The sequence below is a fragment of the Puerhibacterium sp. TATVAM-FAB25 genome, assembly GCF_046535855.1.
GTDB lineage: Bacteria > Actinomycetota > Actinomycetes > Actinomycetales > Cellulomonadaceae > Puerhibacterium > Puerhibacterium variabilis_A.
Genome location: NZ_JAXUAK010000001.1, coordinates 421,481 through 438,141 on the forward strand (window position 1 = coordinate 421,481; position 16,661 = coordinate 438,141).

Genomic DNA, 16,661 nt, shown 5'->3' on the forward strand with positions numbered 1-16,661 from the left:
CGCCTCGGCGGAAGCCTGACGCCTCCCGTGGAGGGCGGTGGGGCCGTGGTGGGTCATCAGGACCGATGCGGCGACATGGGCGCAGGCGACCGACGACAACGCGATGACCGCACTACTCGGATCCGCGTGGGGCGGGCGTGAGCGCCAAGGCCGTGCGCTACTACGAGTCGCTCGGGCCGTTGCGCCGGCACGGTCTCGCAACGGCTACCGGGTGCACCGGCCGCAGGACGTGCGCGTCGTGCGAGAGATCGCGGGGGTGTTGCGGCTCGCGACGCCTTCGATGACCTGACCCAGCGCATCGAGGCGCTGCAGCGAGACGCTCGGCCCTCCAGCACCGGCTTCGGGACACCGCCTGCCGCCTGACGGTCGACCCGACGGCCGCTGGAGCACTTCCACCGGCCGGCCGCCTCGTGGGGGCTGTTCTGCGCTTGGCACAATATTGCTCGCGTCGCTGATTGAACCAGCAACGCCGAACTCAGTGCGCTGCGCCTACGCCCCGAGCTCCAGAGCCAGGGCCTGAGGTGGGCTACGAGTCCAGGAGACGGCGAAGCCGTTCGGTGGTCCCGGCTGCGCGCGTACCTCGCAATCAGCGCTCACCACGGACCGGGATGGCAGGCTGCATCCCATCGGCGATCGACGTGGAGTCACTTCTGTGGTGGGCGGAAGCCGAGGTCGTCGACGCGGACGTCGACGCGTGGCCTACTCGACGGAGCCGTAGGCCTCGCACGTGCAGCGCGTACGTCTCACCGGCCCGCCCCCTTACGGTGGGGGGAGACCAGGAACCACAGCGACCAGAGAGGCCGCCCGATGGCACGAAGTTCGGGGACTGTCGACGCCTTCATGTCTCAGCTGCAGCACCCGCTCAAGGCGGGGGTCGAGCAGCTGCGTTCCGCGATCCTGGCGTCCAACGACCAGATCACCGAGCAGGTGAAGTGGAATGCCCCGAGCTTCTGCTACGGCGGCGTTGACCGCGCCACCTTCCGGCTACAGCCGGGCGATCTCTTCCAACTCATCCTGCACCGCGGCGCCAAGACCCGGGACGACAGCGCGGAGTTCCGGTTCGAGGACACCACGGGCCTGCTGGAGTGGCGCGGCCCCGATCGTGCGGTCGTCACCTTCCATGACGTCGCCGACGTCCAGGCACGCCAGGCAACGGTCGTGGACCTCGTCAATCGCTGGGTGAGCACGTGAATCGTCCGGTCTCAAAGCCGGCTGAGGGCACACTGGCCGCGTGCTGACGCCGTTCGTGATTGCACCAAGATGACGATGGGGGCGGCTCCTCAGGCGCCAACGGAGCTTAGTAGGAGCGCGCCGCCGTCCCACCGGATCAGTGCATCTGTCCGGTCACCGGCTTGCAACCAGTCATGCCCACGATGTTGCGCTCGGCAGGTCAAGGCCTCGGGCCCAGACGTTGTCCAGTCGCCTAGCGGGCAACAGGGTTTTCATGCCGAGGATGATTCGGGCGTCGCGCCCCACCATCGCGCGCGGGCGCGGCCGACGGCGACCGAGCGCCCGCTCGACCGCTTGCGCCGCCCGGTCGGCCGGCAACGCGCCCTTGCGGATCTTCGAGACCAAGAGCCGCTCGCCGGTGAAGTGGTTGGTGTAGAGCGCACGCATCTCAGGGGCGAGCGCGGCCTCGAGGTCGTCGATCAGCGCGTCCATCCGGTGCCATGGCTCGGTGTCGATGACGCCGGGCTCGACGAGCGCGACCGATACGCCGAAGGGCCGCAGCTCCACCCGCAGGCAGTCGGCGATGGCCTCGACGGCGTACTTGGACGCGTTGTACATCCCAGTGAATGGGAAGGACACACGCCCGTTGATCGAGGAGATGAACACGATCCGGCCGCGCGCCCGGCGCAGCCGCGGCAGCACCGCGCGGGTGACCTCGAGGGGACCGGCGAGGTTGACGTCGAACTGGTGGTGCACGTCCGCCCGGGACAGCGTCTCGACGGGGCCTGCCACCGCGATCCCGGTGTTGTTGACGAGGCCGTCGAGGTGGTCGGGCAGGACGTCGTCGAGCGCGGCCACGTGCTCGGGGACGGTGACATCGAGTTCCACGGGCACGATCTGGTCGGACTCCGTCGTGAGCTCCTTGGCGGCGACGTCGGAGCGGACGCCGCCGTAGACGGTCCAGCCCGAGCGGGCCAGGCGCATTGCGGTGGCGCGGCCGATACCGCGGCTTGCGCCGGTGATGAGGACTGATCGAGTAGTCATGGGCCCACGCTCGCCTGCTTGTGCCGCACGGTTGCGAGTAGCGCACTACTCGTCTCCTGGCGCCGGCCTACCTAGGCTGCTGTCATGGAGCGGCCGTGGTCGCTCACCGGGCGCGACGACGAGCTGCAGACGATCGCGGTGGCCCTCCGGCCCGGTGCGGCAGGAGTGCACGTGGCGGGCCCGCCCGGGGTGGGCAAGACCCGCCTGGTCCGTGAGGCCCTCACGCGCGGCCCCGCCCGGCAAAGGCGGGTGATCTGGGCGCACGGAAGCACGGCGGCTCGTCAATACCCGCTGGGGGCCTTCGCCGGGGTCGTGACCGAGCGCGTCTCCGTCGAGCCTCAGGGACCGGCGCACGCCGTGGCCGACACGATCCAGCGTCTCGTCGAGCCGGGGCCGGTTGTGCTCGTCGTCGACGACGCCCATCTTCTCGACGAGCTCTCCGCCATTGTCGTCCACCGCGTCGTCGTCCAGCGGCTCGCCCCCGTGATCGCCACCGTCCGCACCGGCGAACCGGCGCCCGACCCCGTGACGGCGCTGTGGAAGGACGACCACCTACCCCGGATGGACCTCGGGCCGCTCGACCTGGGCGCCACCACGACGCTGCTCGCGCGCGTCCTCGGTGGGCCCGTGGAATCCGTGTCCGCGCGTCGGCTGTGGGCGCTGACCGAGGGCAGTCCCCTGTACCTGCGCCACCTCGTCGCGGGCGAGCTCGACGCGGGCCGGCTCGCCCCCTCCGCGGGGATCTGGCGCTGGACCGACCAACCGACGATCTCTGCTGGCCTCGCCGCGCTCCTCGAGCACCAGATCGGAGCGCTGCCGCTCGCCGTACGCGACGTCGTTGACATCCTCGCCCTCGCCGAGCCCGTCGCGGCGCCCGCGCTCACCCGCCTGACGGCCGCGGATGCGGTGGAGGGCGCCGAGTCGCGCGGCCTGATCCGTGCCGATGCGGTGCGCGGAACGCTCGTCCTGCGTCTGGCGCATCCCCTGTACGGGGAGGTCCGCCGAGCCGTCATGGGCAGGCTGCGGGCGCGACGTCTCCGCGGCCAGGTCGCCGTAACGCTCGTCGAGCCCGCCGACCTGATCCCCCGAGCGGTGCTCGTGCTCGATTCGGACCTCGACCCTGACCCACCGCTCTTCCTCCGTGCCGCCGAGGCCGCGCTCCGGCTCCACGACCTGCCCCTCGCCGAGCGGCTGGCGCGAGCCGCCGCCACGACCGGCGACCGGGCGGCGCTGCTCCTCCAGGCCTCAGCGCTGTCATGGCTCAGCAGGGGCGAGGAGGCAGAGGCGATCCTCCGTGTGCTCGCCGACGGCGCGCCCGATCCCGCGACCCGGTCGATGGCGCACCTCTATCGCGCCGGCAACCTGTTCTTCACGCTGGCCCGGCCGGGCGACGCGCGCGCGGCCCTTGCCGCCGCACACCATGCCGGCGGGGCGCCGGTCCACGCCGCGGCCATGTCCGCCGCCTTGTCCGTCGGGCTGGACGACGTCCGCGAAGTGCTGGACCAGGCCTCGACGCTGCTCGACGCGGACCATCCCGACGAGCTGTCACGGCTGCTCGCCGCCTCGGCCGTCTCGGGGGCGGCCGCCGTGACCGGCCGCGCCGACCTGCTCGCAGGTGCGGCGGCGCTCGGCGGGCTCACCTCCGACCACGTGCCGACCGCCATCCCCGGCTTCGGGCTGGCGGACTTCCAGATCCTCGGTCACCGCCTGGCCGGAGACCTCGGCGCCGCCGACGAGGTCGCCCGGCACATGCAGGTCGCCTCGGCCGACCTACCGGGCCCCGCGCGCCTGATGGGACAGGTCCTCGCCGGGCACGCCGCGCTCGCCCGTGGTCACGTCCGGGAGGCGCTCGAGCAGCTGCGCGAGGCCTGGGCGGGCCTGGCGCCTACCGGCCACGAGTTCCGCTACCGCGCCCGGACACTGCTGGCCACGGCCCTGTCGCTCTCCGGTCGCGCGCAGGAGGCCCGTCCCCTGCTCGACGGCCTCACCGCAGACCAGCATCCGGCCTACCAGCTCTACGCCCCCGACGACCTGCTCGCCCGCGCCTGGGGTGCCGCCGCGGACGGCGCCCCCACCGAGGGCGCGCGGCTCGCAGCCGCCACCGCGCACCTGGCTCGCCGGCAGCAGTCGCCGGCCTACGAGGTGCTCGCATGGCAGACCTGGGTCCAGCTCGCCCCCGCGCCGCAGGCGCCGGCACGGCTCGCGGAGCTCGCAGCCTCCAGCCGCCGAGCCGAGTGCGCGCTCACCCACGCCCGCGCGCTCGAGGAACGTGACGCCGACGGACTCCTCGCAGCAAGCGGCGCATGGGCGCGCCTCGGCGACCTCATTGCCGCCGGGGATGCCGCCGCCCAGGCCGCTACCCTGCACCGCAGGGCCGGACGCCCAGGAGCCGCCCTGACCGCCGCCGCCGAGGCCCGGCGGCTGGCGCAGCGTTCCGGTGCACACACCCCCGCCCTCGCCGCCGCGGCACGGCCGCTCCCCCTCACCGCCCGGGAACGGGAGATCGCCACACTCGCCGCGCACGGACTCTCCAACCGCGCCATCGCGACCCGCCTGACGGTGTCCGTGCGGACGGTCGAGGGCCACCTCTACCGCGCCGGCCACAAGCTCGGCGTGTCCGACCGCAGCCAGCTTGGAAGAGTCCTGGCGTCTGGCGCACCCGGTCTTGAAGCGCCAGCGAGACACAGTCCGATCTGAAGAAGTCCCCGGCGCCGTCGGAGCAGTTGCGCGCATCGCTCACCGACGGACACGGCGGTCATGCGCGCCTTCACCGGCACCCAGGCGCCTCGCGCGATCAAGGCCTCCTCGCCGCGCAGGAATGCCTCGGCGTCCGCCTTCGTGGTGAAGGTGAAGGAGTATCGGAACCCGTCGGGCCCCTCGTACCGGGCTCGCCAGCCCGAGGTCTTGCCCGTCTTGCTGTTCTTGCGGCGTTCGGTCTGGCCGAATCCGCGCCTCGATCCAGCCATCGTGCTGGTACCTCCCCGGTGGTCAGGTGTGCGTCCGGCACCGACCGGTGGGTCTCCGGCGGGTCTGAGGAAGACCCACAGGGGCCATGTCTAGCCCCTTCTGTCCATCGGCATGGACAAACAGAAAGGCCCCTGACCTGCGTAAACGCTGGTCAGGGGCCTTCTCGGGAAGGTGGGCGATACTGGGTTCGAACCAGTGACCTCTTCGGTGTGAACGAAGCGCGCTACCACTGCGCCAATCGCCCGAGTGCGTGGACGATATTAGCCACAGATCGGACGCGAACTCAAACCGGCTCCTCGGCGCCGGCCCGAGCCGTGGCCGGCGCCGCCGCCGACGCCGCCCCAGGTCAGGGCCATGGCCCGCGCCGATCCGCGCAGATCCGCGGGAATCAGGGGTCCAGGCGCTCGCGGTGCAGGCGGTCGAACAGCTCACGCGCCGCGCGCGAGACCTCTCCCACCGCCACGTCGACGCCGTCGAGCCACGTGACCGGCTGCACGTTGCGGCCCGAGCTGGTGAGCACCAGCTGCGCCCGCCCGGCCGTCACGTCGTCCAGCACGGCGAAGGGCAGCTCGCCCTCCTTCGCCTCGCGGACCGGCAGCCCGGCCTCGGTGCCCCACTCCAGCAGCAGCGCGCGCGTGATGCCGGCCAGGCAGCCCGAGGCGAGCGTCGGCGTCACCAGCTCGCCGTCGCGCTCGACGAAGACGTTGGTCCCGGTGCCCTCGCACAGGTCTCCGAGCGTGTTGGCGAACAGCGCCTCGTCGCCGCCCTTGGCGACGGCGTCCGCGAGCGCCACGACGTTCTCGGCGTACGACGTCGTCTTGAGCCCGGCGATGGCCGACCGCTCGTTGCGGGTCCACGGCGAGCGGACGGCGCGCCCCTCGGGCGCCATGGCGCTCTGGGCCGCGGCGACGACCACGGTCTGCGCGGCGGGCGCGCGGCCCGAGCCGAGCGGGCCCGGCCCGGCGGTCACCGTGATCCGCAGGCGCCCGTCGACCCGGCCGAGCCGGTCGACGACGGCGGACACGCCGTCGCGCACCTGCTGCTCGTCAGGGGCGTCGAGCCCCAGCCCGGTGACGGACCGCTCGAGCCGGCGCAGGTGCCGGGTGAGGGCGAACACCTGCCCGTCGACCACCGTGCACGTCTCGAAGGCGCCGTCGCCCACGGTGATGCCGTGGTCCACCGCGCTCAGCGCGCGCTCGCCCTCGCCGACGAACTCGCCGGCCACCCAGATCACCGTTGCGCTCATGGGGGCCAGTGTGCCGGAGGTCTCACCGGCGGTACACCAGGTGCGACACCTCCGGCGTCCAGCGGCCCGAGACGGCGGTCCACGCGCCCGGCCCGACGCCGTCGAACAGCCGCACGCCGGGAGCGTCGGCGACGTACGGCACCACGTGCAGCCGCAGCTCGTCGACGGCCCCCGCGGCGAGGTACTGGTTGATCGTGGTGGCCCCGCCCGAGACGGCGACGTCCCGCTCCCCCGCCGTCTCGCGCGCCCGCCGCAGCGCCGCCTCGGGGCCCTCGGTGACGAAGTGGAAGGTGGTGCCGCCGGCCATCTCCGCCGGCTCGCGGGGGTGGTGGGTCAGCACGAACACCGGCGCCCGGAACGGCGGCTCGGGCCCCCACCAGCCCGTCCAGCCGAGGTCCCACGGGCCGCGGCCGGGCCCGAACATGTTGCGGCCCATGACGAACGCGCCGGCCGCGAGCCCGCCGCCGAACTCGGGGTGGTCGTCGGGATGGTCGAAGTACCACCCGTGCAGGATGGTGTCGTCGAGCGCCCCGAAGGGCCGCTCGAGCGACTGGTCCGCGGTGGCGGACAGGCCGTCCAGGGTGACGGAGATGTCGCACGTGACGATGCCCATGCCGGGCCGACGACGCCGGCGCGCGGTTCTCATCGCCCCCGGCCGTCGCCGCCGTCCGCGCTCGCGAGCCCGACCAGGCGCTCGGCCTTGAGCTCGGTCTCGCGCCACTCCGCGGCCGCGTCCGAGCCCCAGGTGATGCCGGCCCCGGTGCCGAACCGCAGCACGCCGTCGTCCCACCAGAAGGTGCGGATGGCGACCGCCAGCTCGGCGCGGCCCGCGTCGCCGTCGACCCAGCCGACCGCCCCGCAGTACGGCCCGCGCGCCGTGGGCTCGAGCTCGCCGATGATGCGCAGCGCCGCCGCCTTCGGCGCGCCCGACACCGACCCGGGCGGGAACGTGCCGGCGAGCAGCCGGGCCCACAGGTCCGGGGCCGGGGCGACGTCGTCGGCCAGCACGCCCCGCACCCGGGAGACCAGGTGCACCAGCCCGGGGTGCGGCTCGACGGCGAGCAGGTCGCTCACGGCGACGGTGCCCGGCCGGCACACGCGCTGCAGGTCGTTGCGGACCAGGTCGGTGATCATGACGTTCTCGGCACGGTCCTTGGCCGTCAGCCCGGCGGGCGTGCGGGCGGTGCCCTTGATCGGCCCCGAGCGCAGCACCGGGCCCTCGCGGCCCGGCTCGAGCGCGAGGTACAGCTCGGGCGAGGCGCTCACCACCCACACGGGGTCGACGCCGGGCACGCCCGCGGGCACGTGCACCGCGGCGGCGTGCGGCGCGGGGTTGCCGGCCGCGAGCCGCGCGGCGAGCGCCGCGGCCGACGGCTCCGCGCCACCGGCGGACGCCGGCAGCGGCGCGGCCAGGACCCGGCACACGTTCACCTGGTAGACGTCACCCTCGCGCACGTGCGCCCGCACGCGCTCGACGGCCGCGGTGTAGGCGTCGCGGCCCATCGAGCTGCGCCAGGCCGACGGCGCCGGGCCGCGCCACGCCGCGCCCGGCCCGGCGACGCCGTCCGGGACGCCGCCGCCGTCGTCGGGCCGCACGTCGGCGAACCGCCACGCGCGCGCCCGGCCACCCCGGCCGGCCTCGAAGTCGACGACGACGAACCACAGCCCGGAGCGCAGCCGCTCCGGCTCGCGCAGCACGTCGACGCACTCGACGACGCCGGTGGCGAGGCGGCCGGCGAACCTGGCCCATGCCGGGGCGCCGGCGGGTCGGGGCAGGTCGGCGGTCACGGCCGCACGCTAGCGGGCCGCCCGGGGCGCGGGCGGGCCCGGCGACGTCCCGGATCGCCGCCGCGAGCAGGGGCGATTGGACGCCGCGGGCCCCGGACGGCTAGTGTTTGGGACGCGCCGGAGCGCGGGGCAGCGCCCCGAGTCACCGGCCGCGCGGATGTGGCTCAGTTGGTAGAGCATCACCTTGCCAAGGTGAGGGTCGCGGGTTCGAGTCCCGTCATCCGCTCGGAGGCCCACTCTCTGATCGTCTCCCTCGGTGCAGCACCGCACGCGGAGCGGAGGGAGAGAACGTCTCGCTGGTGGGTTGGCCGAGAGGCGAGGCAGCGGCCTGCAAAGCCGTATACACGGGTTCGAATCCCGTACCCACCTCTCAGCCTGGCTCGTGCCAGGCGCGGGCGATTGGCGCAGCGGTAGCGCGCTTCCCTGACACGGAAGAGGTCACTGGTTCGATCCCAGTATCGCCCACCCGCACGACGAAGGCCCCGGACCGACGGTCCGGGGCCTTCGTCGTGCCCGCTCGCCGTCGGCCCGACGCCGCGGCCAGGGCGCTCACTGCGGCCCCACCCCCAGCTGCGTCATCATGCTCATGGCGTCGTAGTAGCGCCGCTCCTCGGCGATCAGCCCGCGGTCGTCGAGGGTGTCGAACACGGCGAAGGCGAACCGGACGCTGCGGCCCGTCGGCGCGATCTCGCCGGCGGGCAGGACGAGCGGCCCGGTGTTCGTGCCGGTGCCCACGGCCTCCACGGCGACGGTCCTGCCGCTCACGACGGTGCTCGTCACCTCCATGCGCAGGTCTGGGAAAGTCCCGAAGAAGCTCGTCATGTCCTCCTCGATCGCGGTGCGGCCGCGCAGCGGCTCGGGGTAGGACGGGTCGACGAGGACCGCGTCCTCGCTGAAGAAGGCGGCGAAGCGTGGCGCGTCGTGCGCGTTCAAGGCGGCGAACTGGTCCTCCACGGACCGGAGGGCGGCCTCTCGGGGGACGGCGTCTCCCCCGCTCGTCTGCGTCGACATGGGTGGCTCCTTCCTCGTCGGACGAAGACGTCATCCATTGTCCGCCGCGGCGCGGCCGCCCGACAGGGGCCACCCGCCCCGTCCCCGACGCCGCGCGGCGGCGCAGGTCACAGCCGTCCGGATTGGACCTCCGGGCCGCGGGTCCAGTAATGTTCACCAGGCGCCGGGAGCGCGGGAGAGATCCCGAGGACCCGGCCGCGCGGATGTGGCTCAGTTGGTAGAGCATCACCTTGCCAAGGTGAGGGTCGCGGGTTCGAGTCCCGTCATCCGCTCCGGAACCGCCCGGGGGCCAGCCCCGCAGGGCAGGGCCCCGGGCGATTGGCGCAGCGGTAGCGCGCTTCCCTGACACGGAAGAGGTCACTGGTTCGATCCCAGTATCGCCCACCAGCATCATCGCCAGGCCCCGGACCACCAGGTCCGGGGCCTTTCGCGTGCCCGGGCCGGCACGTAGCGTCGAGGCATGTGCCGGAACATCACCACCCTGCGCGGGCTCGAGCCGCCCGCGACCGACGAGGAGATCCGCGCCGCGGCGGAGCAGTTCGTCCGCAAGGTGACGGGGGTGCAGCGCTCGGCCGCCGAGGCCGTCCGCGAGCCGTGCGACCAGGCCACCGAGCAGATCGCGGCCATCGTCACGCGCCTGCTGGACGAGCTGCCGGCCCGCCGCCGCCCGCCGCAGACCGTGCCTCCGCTGCGCCGCGCCGAGGTGCAGGAGCGCATCGCCGCGCGCATGGCCGCGCGCGAGGAGCACGAGCGGCTGCACGAGCTGGGCATCGCCCACACGCACTGAGGCCGCGCCGGAGGCCGTTAGGCTCGCGGCGTGGATCTCGCAGAAACCGCCGTCAGCGCGAGCATGCACCGCGCGAAGGCCAACGCTCGCGCCGCCCACGTCACCGTCGGCCAGGTGCGCCGCGGGGCGGCCGGCGTCGTCGAGATCGACTGCTCCTGCGGCATGGTGCTGACCAACGGCCCCGACTGGTCGCTCGACGAGCACATCCGCCTGCACCGGGCGGAGGCGCGCTACCTCGCCATCAGCGAGGTCGCGCCCGCCGGGATGCCGCGCCTCATCCCCGTCGGGACCGACCGGCGCCCGCGCTGACGCGGGCCGTCACAGCTCCTCGGGGTCGTCCCAGGCCACGCCGCTCGAGTCGAGGTCCGTCCAGTCGCGCTCGGCGTCCGTGAGCGACCTGGGCGCCCGGGTCGCGTCTCCCCCGGACCGGGGGTCGGCGTCGGGCGAGGGCCGGTACTGCGGGGGCGCGACGCGCGCGCTCGACGCGAGCGACTCGTCCAGCAGGTGCCGGGCGCGGTAGCGCGCCTCGCCCGTCCCCGTGGTGTCCGTGCCGGCGGTGTCGGCGCCGGTGCCGTCGGTGCCACCGGCGTTGGGCTCGGCCTGGGTGGTGCTCTCCTTGCTCATGGCGCCATCTTCCGCCGGGCGGGGCCCGCTCGCCCGTCGCGCTTGGCACACTATTCGTTCGCCTCGTGCCGCGACGCCCCGCGGGCGGGTCGCCGGAGCGCCCGCACGACGCGCCAAGAGCGGCGGGCGGTGTGATGATTCGGCGCATGCAGCAGACCTGGCCCGGCCGCTCCTACCCTCTCGGCGCCACCTTCGACGGCACCGGCACCAACTTCGCGCTCTACTCCTCCGCCGCCGAGCGGGTGGAGCTGTGCATCCTCGACGACGACGGCAACGAGCAGCGCTACGACGTGCGCGAGGTCGACGCGTTCGTGTGGCACGTCTACCTGCCCGGCATCGTCCCGGGCACGCGGTACGGCTACCGCGTGCACGGGCCCTACGACCCGGCGTCCGGCCACCGCTGCGACCCGTCCAAGCTGCTGCTCGACCCCTACGCCAAGGCGATCGACGGGCAGATCGACGGCGACCAGTCGCTGTTCTCCTACCCCTTCGACGACCAGGAGGCCGCGGTCACGGGCTCCGAGCCGCTCGCCGGGGACTCCGCCGGGCACACGATGACGTCCGTCGTCGTCAACCCGTTCTTCGACTGGGGCCACGACCGCCCGCCGCAGATCGACTACCACGACACCGTGCTGTACGAGGCCCACGTCAAGGGCATGACCATGCTCCACCCGGACATCCCGGAGGACCTGCGCGGCACCTACGCCGGCATGGGTCACCCGGCGATGGTCGACCACCTCGTGGAGCTGGGCGTGACGGCCGTCGAGCTGATGCCGGTCCACCAGTTCGTCCAGGACCCCGTGCTGCAGGACCGCGGCCTCGCGAACTACTGGGGCTACAACACCATCGGGTTCTTCGCGCCGCACAACGCCTACGCGAGCGCCGGCACGCGCGGCGAGCAGGTGCTGGAGTTCAAGGCGATGGTCAAGGCGCTGCACGAGGCCGGCATCGAGGTCATCCTCGACGTCGTCTACAACCACACCGCCGAGGGCAACCACCTCGGCCCCACGCTGTCCTTCCGGGGCATCGACAACGCCGCGTACTACCGGCTCGTCGACGGCGACGAGGCGCACTACTTCGACACGACCGGCACGGGCAACTCCCTGCTCATGCGCTCCCCCGCCGTGCTGCAGCTCATCATGGACTCGCTGCGGTACTGGGTCGAGGAGATGCACGTCGACGGGTTCCGGTTCGACCTCGCCGCCACGCTCGCCCGGCAGTTCCACGAGGTCGACCGCCTCAGCGCCTTCTTCGACATCGTCCACCAGGACCCGGTGATCTCCCAGGTCAAGCTGATCGCCGAGCCGTGGGACGTCGGCGACGGCGGCTACCAGGTCGGCGGGTTCCCGCCGCTGTGGACGGAGTGGAACGGCCGCTACCGCGACGCGGTGCGCGACTTCTGGCGCGGCGAGCCGGCCACGCTGCCCGAGCTCGCCTCGAGGCTGACCGGGTCCAGCGACCTGTACGAGCACTCCGGCCGCAAGCCCATCGCGTCGATCAACTTCGTCACGGCGCACGACGGCTTCACGCTCGACGACCTCGTGTCCTTCAACGAGAAGCACAACGAGGACAACGGCGAGGACAACAACGACGGCGAGAGCTTCAACCGGTCCTGGAACTGCGGCGCCGAGGGCCCCACGGACGACCCCGAGGTGCTCGAGCTGCGCCGGCGCCAGCGGCGCAACTTCCTGACCACGCTGCTGCTGAGCCAGGGCGTGCCGATGATCGCCCACGGCGACGAGCTCGGGCGCACGCAGGGCGGCAACAACAACGGCTACTGCCAGGACAACGAGACCACCTGGGTGGACTGGGAGCTGGAGCCCGACGAGGCCGAGCTGCTCCGCTTCACCCAGCGTCTGGTGCGGCTGCGCCTCGACCACCCGGTGCTGCACCGGCGCGGCTTCGTCGGCGGGCACACCTCGCCCGCGGCCGACGGCGACGGCGAGCTGCCGGAGATCGGCTGGCTGGACATGACCGGCGCCACCATGGACGGTCAGGACTGGGAGAACACGTACGCCCGCTCGCTGATGGTCTTCCTCAACGGCGACGCGATCTCCGAGCAGGACCGGCGCGGCGAGCCGATCGTCGACGACTCCTTCCTGCTGCTGTTCAACGCCCACTCCGAGGAGCTCGACTTCACGCTGCCGTCGGGCCGCTACGGCGCCACCTGGACCACGGTGCTGGACACGGACAGCTCGACGGAGCCGGGCACGGAGCACGCCGCCGGGGAGACGCTCACGGTCCGGTCGCGGTCGGTCGTCGTGCTGACCCGGCCGTCGCTCGACCACGACCCCGACGCCGACACCGCGTCCCACGTGCTGTGACGTCGGGCTCGACGGCCTCGGCCCCGGGCCTCGCCCGGGAGCCGGGCCGGCGCCCGAGCGTCTGGGCCCCGCACGCCGCCACCGTCGACGTCGTCGTCCTGGGCCCGGGCGGCGCGGCCGAGCGCCGCCCGATGCGGCTGCTCGGCGCGCACCGCCCCGGCTGGTGGGGCGCCGACGACGAGCTCGCGCCCGGCACCGACTACGGCTTCTCCGTGGACGGCGGCCCCGTGCTGGCCGACCCGGCGGGCGCGTGGCAGCCGCACGGCGTGCTGGGACCGTCGCGCGTGCTCGACCCGGCGTTCGCCTGGTCCGACGCCGGCTGGGAGCCGCCGCCGCTCGAGTCCGGCGTGCTGCTGCACGTCGACGTGCCGACGTTCACGCCCGCCGGCACGCTCGACGCCGCCGCGGCGCACCTGCCCGCCGTCGCCGCGACCGGCGTCCAGGGCGTCGAGCTCGCCCCCCTCGCGGCGCACGACCCGGCCGCCGGGCCGGCCGCCGGCGTGCGCCTGGGCGCCGTGCACGAGCCCTACGGCGGGCCCCGGGCGCTGCAGCGGTTCGTCGACGCCGCCCACGCCGCCGGCCTCGCCGTCGTGCTGGGGCTGCCGCACCGCTGGGCCGTGCAGCCGGCGCTCGGCCTGGAGCGCTTCGGGCCGTACGCGGCCGGCGGCACCACCGGCAGCGCGGGGCCCGCGGGACCGCCCGCGCGGATCAACCTGGCCGGCACGGGCAGCCGCGGCCCTCGTGAGCTCCTGCTCGCCGACGCGGTGCGCTGGTTCGCCGCGTTCCACGTCGACGGCCTCGTGCTCGACGTGGAGGCGCTCACCGACGGCGGAGGCCCGCCGTTCCTCTCCGAGCTCGCCGAGCGGGTGGCCGCCGCCTCCGTCGAGCTCGGCCGCCGGCTCGTGCTGATGGTCGACGGCCCGGGCCGCAGCGACCGGCTGACCTCCGCGGTGGCCCGGGCGCTGGCCGCCGGCCGCGCGGGAGCGCCCGTCGACGCCGGCGACCTGCGCCTGCTGGCGCGCACCGTCACGCCGCTGACGCGGCTGCCCCTGGTCGGCGACCGCGCCGCGCGGCGCGCCTTCCCCGCCACGCCCCGCGCGGCGTCCCTCGTCGTCGGGGACCTCACGCGGCTGCCGGGCGCGGCACGGGCGGTGCCGTGGCCCGCCACGGCGCCCGCGGTGGCCGACGACGAGGACGAGCGCGCCAGCCTGCTCGCCTTCGCCGTCCTGGCCGGGACCCCGCTGGTGCTCGACGGCGACCACCTGCCCGTCCGCGACGCCGGGGCGCCCGGGCTCGTCGCCTGGTGCGCCACGCTCCTGGCGCTGCGCCCCGGGATCGCCGCGCAGATGGCGCTGCCCGTCGACGTCCGGGTGCACGGCACCGCGCTCGTCGTCCGCCGCGGCGACGCCGCCCTCGTCCTGGCGACGCGCGAGCCGTCCGCCGCGGTGCCGCTGCGCACCGTGCTCGCCGACGCCCCGGCGGCGTGGCGGCTGGCGGCCGCGTGGTCGCCCGCGACACGGCTGGAGGACGGCGTCCTCACCCTGCCCGGGCGCTGCGCCGCGGTCCTGCGCGCCGCCGCGTGAGCCGCCCTGCCCGCCTGAGCCGTGCCCGCGCGCGTCCCGCTGCGACTGGCTAGGGTCCCGAGCCATGAGCGGCAGGCACAGCAGGCGCGACGAGGCCACGGACGCCCGGGACCGGCTCGGGCGGATCGCGCGGGAGTGGGACCGCCCGGCCGGCGAGGCGCTGCGCTGGCGGCCCGGGATCGACGTCCGGTCCCTCGACTGCGCGGCCACGCCCGGCTGGGACGGCGGGCGCGACGAGGCCGAGGAGGCGTCCGCGGGCCAGGCCGTCGAGCTCGCCGACCTCCAGGAGCGCCTCTTCGCCGAGGGCCGCACCGGCGGGAGCCGCAGCGTGCTTCTCGTCCTGCAGGGCCTCGACACCGCGGGCAAGGGCGGCGTGGTCCGCCACGTCGTCGGGCTCGTGGACCCGCAGGGCGTGATGCACCGGTCGTTCGGCCGGCCGACGCCCGAGGAGGCCGCGCACGGCTACCTGTGGCGCGTGCGAGGCGCGCTGCCGCGCCCCGGCTACATCGGGGTGTTCGACCGCTCCCACTACGAGCAGGTGCTCGTCGTGCGGGTCACCGGCCTCGAGCCCGAGAGCACGTGGCGCGCCCACTACGACGAGATCAACGCCTTCGAGGCCGAGGTGGCCGCCACCGGCACCAGGATCGTCAAGTGCGCGCTGTTCGTGTCGTCCGACGAGCAGCGGTCGCGCCTGGCGCAGCGGCTGGAGCGGCCCGACAAGCACTGGAAGTACGACCCGGCGGACATCGACACGCGCAAGCTCCTGCCGGAGTACCTCGAGGCATACCAGGAGATGCTCGAGCGCACGTCGACCGACGTGGCCCCGTGGTACGTCGTCCCGGCCGACCGCAAGTGGTTCACGCGGCTGGCCGTCGGCGAGCTGCTGCTCGACGCGCTGCGCTCGTTCGACCTGGGGTGGCCGGCGGCGACCTTCGACGTGGAGGCGGAGCTCCGCCGCCTCGCCGCGACGTGACCCCGGGCGCCGGCGGGCCGGGCGCCGGTCAGCCGGCCGGCGTGCCGCCCGCCAGCGTGCGGCCCTCCTCGGCGAGCGCGCCGAGCCGGGACAGGGCCCGGAAGTACTTCTTGCGGTAGCCGCCGCCGAGCATCTCCTCGGTGAACAGCCCCGCCTCGCCCGCGCCGGCGAGCAGCACCGGCACGTCGCGGTCGTAGAGCCGGTCCACCAGCACGACGAGCCGCAGCGCCACCTCCTGGCGCGTGACGGGGTGCACGCCGGTGAGGCCCACCAGGCCGACGCCGTCGAGCAGCGCGCCGTAGCGGCTGGGGTGCACGGTGGCCAGGTGCTCGAGCAGGGCGTCGAAGTCGTCGAGCGTCGCGTCCGCCCGCGCCGCGGTGACGCTCTCGACGGTAGCGGCGGGCAGCGGCTCGGAGGCCGTGACCACCGAGCGGTGCCGGTAGTCCTCGCCGTCGACGCGCAGCACCTCGAACCGCTCGGCGAGCGCCTGGATCTCGCGCAGGAAGTCGTCCGCGGCGAACCGGCCCTCCCCCAGCGCCCCCGGCAGCGTGTTCGACGTGGCCGCGAGCGCCACGCCGCGGTCCGTCAGCTCGCGCAGCAGCCGGGACATCAGCGTGGTGTCGCCGGCGTCGTCGAGCTCGAACTCGTCGATGCACACCAGCTTCTTCGTGGCGAGCGCCTCGACGGTGGGCAGGAAGCCGAGCGCGCCGACCAGGTTGGTGTACTCCACGAACGTGCCGTACGCGGCGACGTCGGTGCCGACGGCGTGCACGAGCGAGGTCAGCAGGTGCGTCTTGCCGACGCCGAACCCGCCGTCCATGTAGACCGCGGGCGGCGCGGGCCGCCGGCGGGCGAACAAACCCTTGAGCCCGGCCGGCGCCGGCGCGGCGACCTCCCGGGCGACCTCCTCCAGGCGCGCGAGCGTCGCGGCCTGGCTGGGGTACTCCGGGTCGGCGCGGTACGTCGCGAAGCGCGCCTGCGCGAAGTGGCGCGGCGGCACGAGGTCGTCCAGCAGGCGCTGCGGCGAGACGGCGGGGCGCACCGACGTCAGGGACGACGGTGCGGTGGTGCTGCGGGTGGTCGCGCTCGTCACGGGGCACCACCCTACGCTCGCGGGCACCGCCCCACTCCCGCAGGACGTCGC

14 protein-coding genes and 6 tRNA genes are annotated in these 16,661 nt (G+C 74.4%); 12 read left to right on the forward strand and 8 right to left on the reverse strand.

All coding sequences use genetic code 11. The features are described from left to right. Nucleotides 1–840: 840 nt before the first annotated feature. Nucleotides 841–1,191: a DUF1801 domain-containing protein gene (locus U5M74_RS01960; RefSeq protein WP_410905632.1), complete on the forward strand. Its 351-nt coding sequence runs from the start codon at nt 841–843 to the stop codon at nt 1,189–1,191. A 171-nt stretch (nt 1,192–1,362) separates the two neighbouring features. Here the strand turns inward: U5M74_RS01960 and U5M74_RS01965 are convergent, their stop codons facing one another. Then, nucleotides 1,363–2,214, reverse strand: coding sequence for an SDR family oxidoreductase (locus tag U5M74_RS01965; protein WP_410905634.1), 852 nt, complete (start codon nt 2,212–2,214; stop codon nt 1,363–1,365). An 84-nt stretch (nt 2,215–2,298) separates the two neighbouring features. Between U5M74_RS01965 and U5M74_RS01970 the strand changes: the two genes are divergently transcribed. Continuing rightward, nucleotides 2,299–4,911: a LuxR C-terminal-related transcriptional regulator gene (locus tag U5M74_RS01970; protein ID WP_410905636.1), complete on the forward strand. Its 2,613-nt coding sequence runs from the start codon at nt 2,299–2,301 to the stop codon at nt 4,909–4,911. A 442-nt stretch (nt 4,912–5,353) separates the two neighbouring features. Here the strand turns inward: U5M74_RS01970 and U5M74_RS01975 are convergent. The 4 genes from U5M74_RS01975 to U5M74_RS01990 all read right to left on the reverse strand — a co-directional run bounded on the left by U5M74_RS01975 (nt 5,354) and on the right by U5M74_RS01990 (nt 8,215). Beyond that, nucleotides 5,354–5,425: transfer RNA gene (locus U5M74_RS01975), tRNA-Val, on the reverse strand. Nucleotides 5,426–5,569: 144 nt separating this feature from the next. Continuing rightward, entirely contained in the window at nt 5,570–6,427 is an 858-nt protein-coding gene (locus tag U5M74_RS01980) for an aminotransferase class IV (RefSeq protein ID WP_410905638.1), read from the reverse strand. Nucleotides 6,428–6,449: 22 nt separating this feature from the next. After that, nucleotides 6,450–7,040, reverse strand: coding sequence for a dihydrofolate reductase family protein (locus U5M74_RS01985; RefSeq protein WP_410905640.1), 591 nt, complete (start codon nt 7,038–7,040; stop codon nt 6,450–6,452). A 29-nt stretch (nt 7,041–7,069) separates the two neighbouring features. Beyond that, nucleotides 7,070–8,215, reverse strand: coding sequence for a chorismate-binding protein (locus U5M74_RS01990; protein ID WP_410905642.1), 1,146 nt, complete (start codon nt 8,213–8,215; stop codon nt 7,070–7,072). Nucleotides 8,216–8,368: 153 nt separating this feature from the next. On the opposite strand from U5M74_RS01990, the gene U5M74_RS01995 reads away from it, so the two are divergent. From U5M74_RS01995 to U5M74_RS02005, 3 genes are all read left to right on the forward strand, one after another. Continuing rightward, nucleotides 8,369–8,441 (forward strand) — tRNA-Gly (locus tag U5M74_RS01995). Between the two features lie 72 nt (nt 8,442–8,513). Then, a tRNA-Cys gene (locus U5M74_RS02000) sits at nt 8,514–8,584 on the forward strand. Between the two features lie 24 nt (nt 8,585–8,608). Further along, nucleotides 8,609–8,680, forward strand: a tRNA-Val gene (locus U5M74_RS02005). Between the two features lie 84 nt (nt 8,681–8,764). Here the strand turns inward: U5M74_RS02005 and U5M74_RS02010 are convergent. Then, nucleotides 8,765–9,226 carry an ester cyclase gene (locus U5M74_RS02010; RefSeq protein ID WP_410905644.1) on the reverse strand — a complete coding sequence of 154 codons (462 nt, stop codon included), beginning with the start codon at nt 9,224–9,226 and terminating at the stop codon, nt 8,765–8,767. Nucleotides 9,227–9,425: 199 nt separating this feature from the next. Here U5M74_RS02010 and U5M74_RS02015 point away from each other — a divergent pair. From U5M74_RS02015 to U5M74_RS02030, 4 genes are all read left to right on the forward strand, one after another. Then, a tRNA-Gly gene (locus tag U5M74_RS02015) sits at nt 9,426–9,498 on the forward strand. Between the two features lie 40 nt (nt 9,499–9,538). Then, a tRNA-Val gene (locus U5M74_RS02020) sits at nt 9,539–9,613 on the forward strand. Nucleotides 9,614–9,686: 73 nt separating this feature from the next. Next, on the forward strand, nt 9,687–10,013 hold the full coding sequence (locus U5M74_RS02025; protein WP_410905646.1) for a DUF2277 domain-containing protein: 327 nt from the start codon (nt 9,687–9,689) through the stop codon (nt 10,011–10,013). Between the two features lie 30 nt (nt 10,014–10,043). Further along, on the forward strand, nt 10,044–10,322 hold the full coding sequence (locus U5M74_RS02030) for a hypothetical protein (RefSeq protein WP_253181425.1): 279 nt from the start codon (nt 10,044–10,046) through the stop codon (nt 10,320–10,322). Between the two features lie 9 nt (nt 10,323–10,331). On the opposite strand, the gene U5M74_RS02035 is transcribed toward U5M74_RS02030, so the two are convergent. Beyond that, nucleotides 10,332–10,637: a hypothetical protein gene (locus tag U5M74_RS02035; protein WP_410905648.1), complete on the reverse strand. Its 306-nt coding sequence runs from the start codon at nt 10,635–10,637 to the stop codon at nt 10,332–10,334. Between the two features lie 146 nt (nt 10,638–10,783). Between U5M74_RS02035 and glgX the strand changes: the two genes are divergently transcribed. From glgX to U5M74_RS02050, 3 genes are all read left to right on the forward strand, one after another. Next, nucleotides 10,784–12,961 carry a glycogen debranching protein GlgX gene (glgX, locus tag U5M74_RS02040; RefSeq protein WP_410905650.1) on the forward strand — a complete coding sequence of 726 codons (2,178 nt, stop codon included), beginning with the start codon at nt 10,784–10,786 and terminating at the stop codon, nt 12,959–12,961. Next, nucleotides 12,958–14,544, forward strand: coding sequence for a hypothetical protein (locus U5M74_RS02045; RefSeq protein WP_410905652.1), 1,587 nt, complete (start codon nt 12,958–12,960; stop codon nt 14,542–14,544). Before glgX ends, U5M74_RS02045 begins: the two co-directional genes overlap by 4 nt. A gap of 64 nt (nt 14,545–14,608) precedes the next feature. After that, nucleotides 14,609–15,517 carry a PPK2 family polyphosphate kinase gene (locus U5M74_RS02050; protein WP_410905654.1) on the forward strand — a complete coding sequence of 303 codons (909 nt, stop codon included), beginning with the start codon at nt 14,609–14,611 and terminating at the stop codon, nt 15,515–15,517. A gap of 28 nt (nt 15,518–15,545) precedes the next feature. Here the strand turns inward: U5M74_RS02050 and zapE are convergent, their stop codons facing one another. Beyond that, nucleotides 15,546–16,610: a cell division protein ZapE gene (gene zapE, locus U5M74_RS02055; RefSeq protein ID WP_410905656.1), complete on the reverse strand. Its 1,065-nt coding sequence runs from the start codon at nt 16,608–16,610 to the stop codon at nt 15,546–15,548. Nucleotides 16,611–16,661: the final 51 nt, after the last annotated feature.

Bases quoted from the DNA above. Each gene is read 5' to 3' on its own strand.
- U5M74_RS02010 (WP_410905644.1), bottom strand. From the start codon at position 9,226: ATGTCGACGCAGACGAGCGGGGGAGACGCCGTCCCCCGAGAGGCCGCC.
- U5M74_RS01985 (WP_410905640.1), bottom strand. From the start codon at position 7,040: ATGGGCATCGTCACGTGCGACATCTCCGTCACCCTGGACGGCCTGTCC.
- U5M74_RS02050 (WP_410905654.1), top strand. From the start codon at position 14,609: ATGAGCGGCAGGCACAGCAGGCGCGACGAGGCCACGGACGCCCGGGAC.
- U5M74_RS01960 (WP_410905632.1), top strand. From the start codon at position 841: ATGTCTCAGCTGCAGCACCCGCTCAAGGCGGGGGTCGAGCAGCTGCGT.
- U5M74_RS01970 (WP_410905636.1), top strand. From the start codon at position 2,299: ATGGAGCGGCCGTGGTCGCTCACCGGGCGCGACGACGAGCTGCAGACG.
- U5M74_RS01980 (WP_410905638.1), bottom strand. From the start codon at position 6,427: ATGAGCGCAACGGTGATCTGGGTGGCCGGCGAGTTCGTCGGCGAGGGC.
- glgX (WP_410905650.1), top strand. From the start codon at position 10,784: ATGCAGCAGACCTGGCCCGGCCGCTCCTACCCTCTCGGCGCCACCTTC.
- U5M74_RS01965 (WP_410905634.1), bottom strand. From the start codon at position 2,214: ATGACTACTCGATCAGTCCTCATCACCGGCGCAAGCCGCGGTATCGGC.
- U5M74_RS02035 (WP_410905648.1), bottom strand. From the start codon at position 10,637: ATGAGCAAGGAGAGCACCACCCAGGCCGAGCCCAACGCCGGTGGCACC.
- U5M74_RS02025 (WP_410905646.1), top strand. From the start codon at position 9,687: ATGTGCCGGAACATCACCACCCTGCGCGGGCTCGAGCCGCCCGCGACC.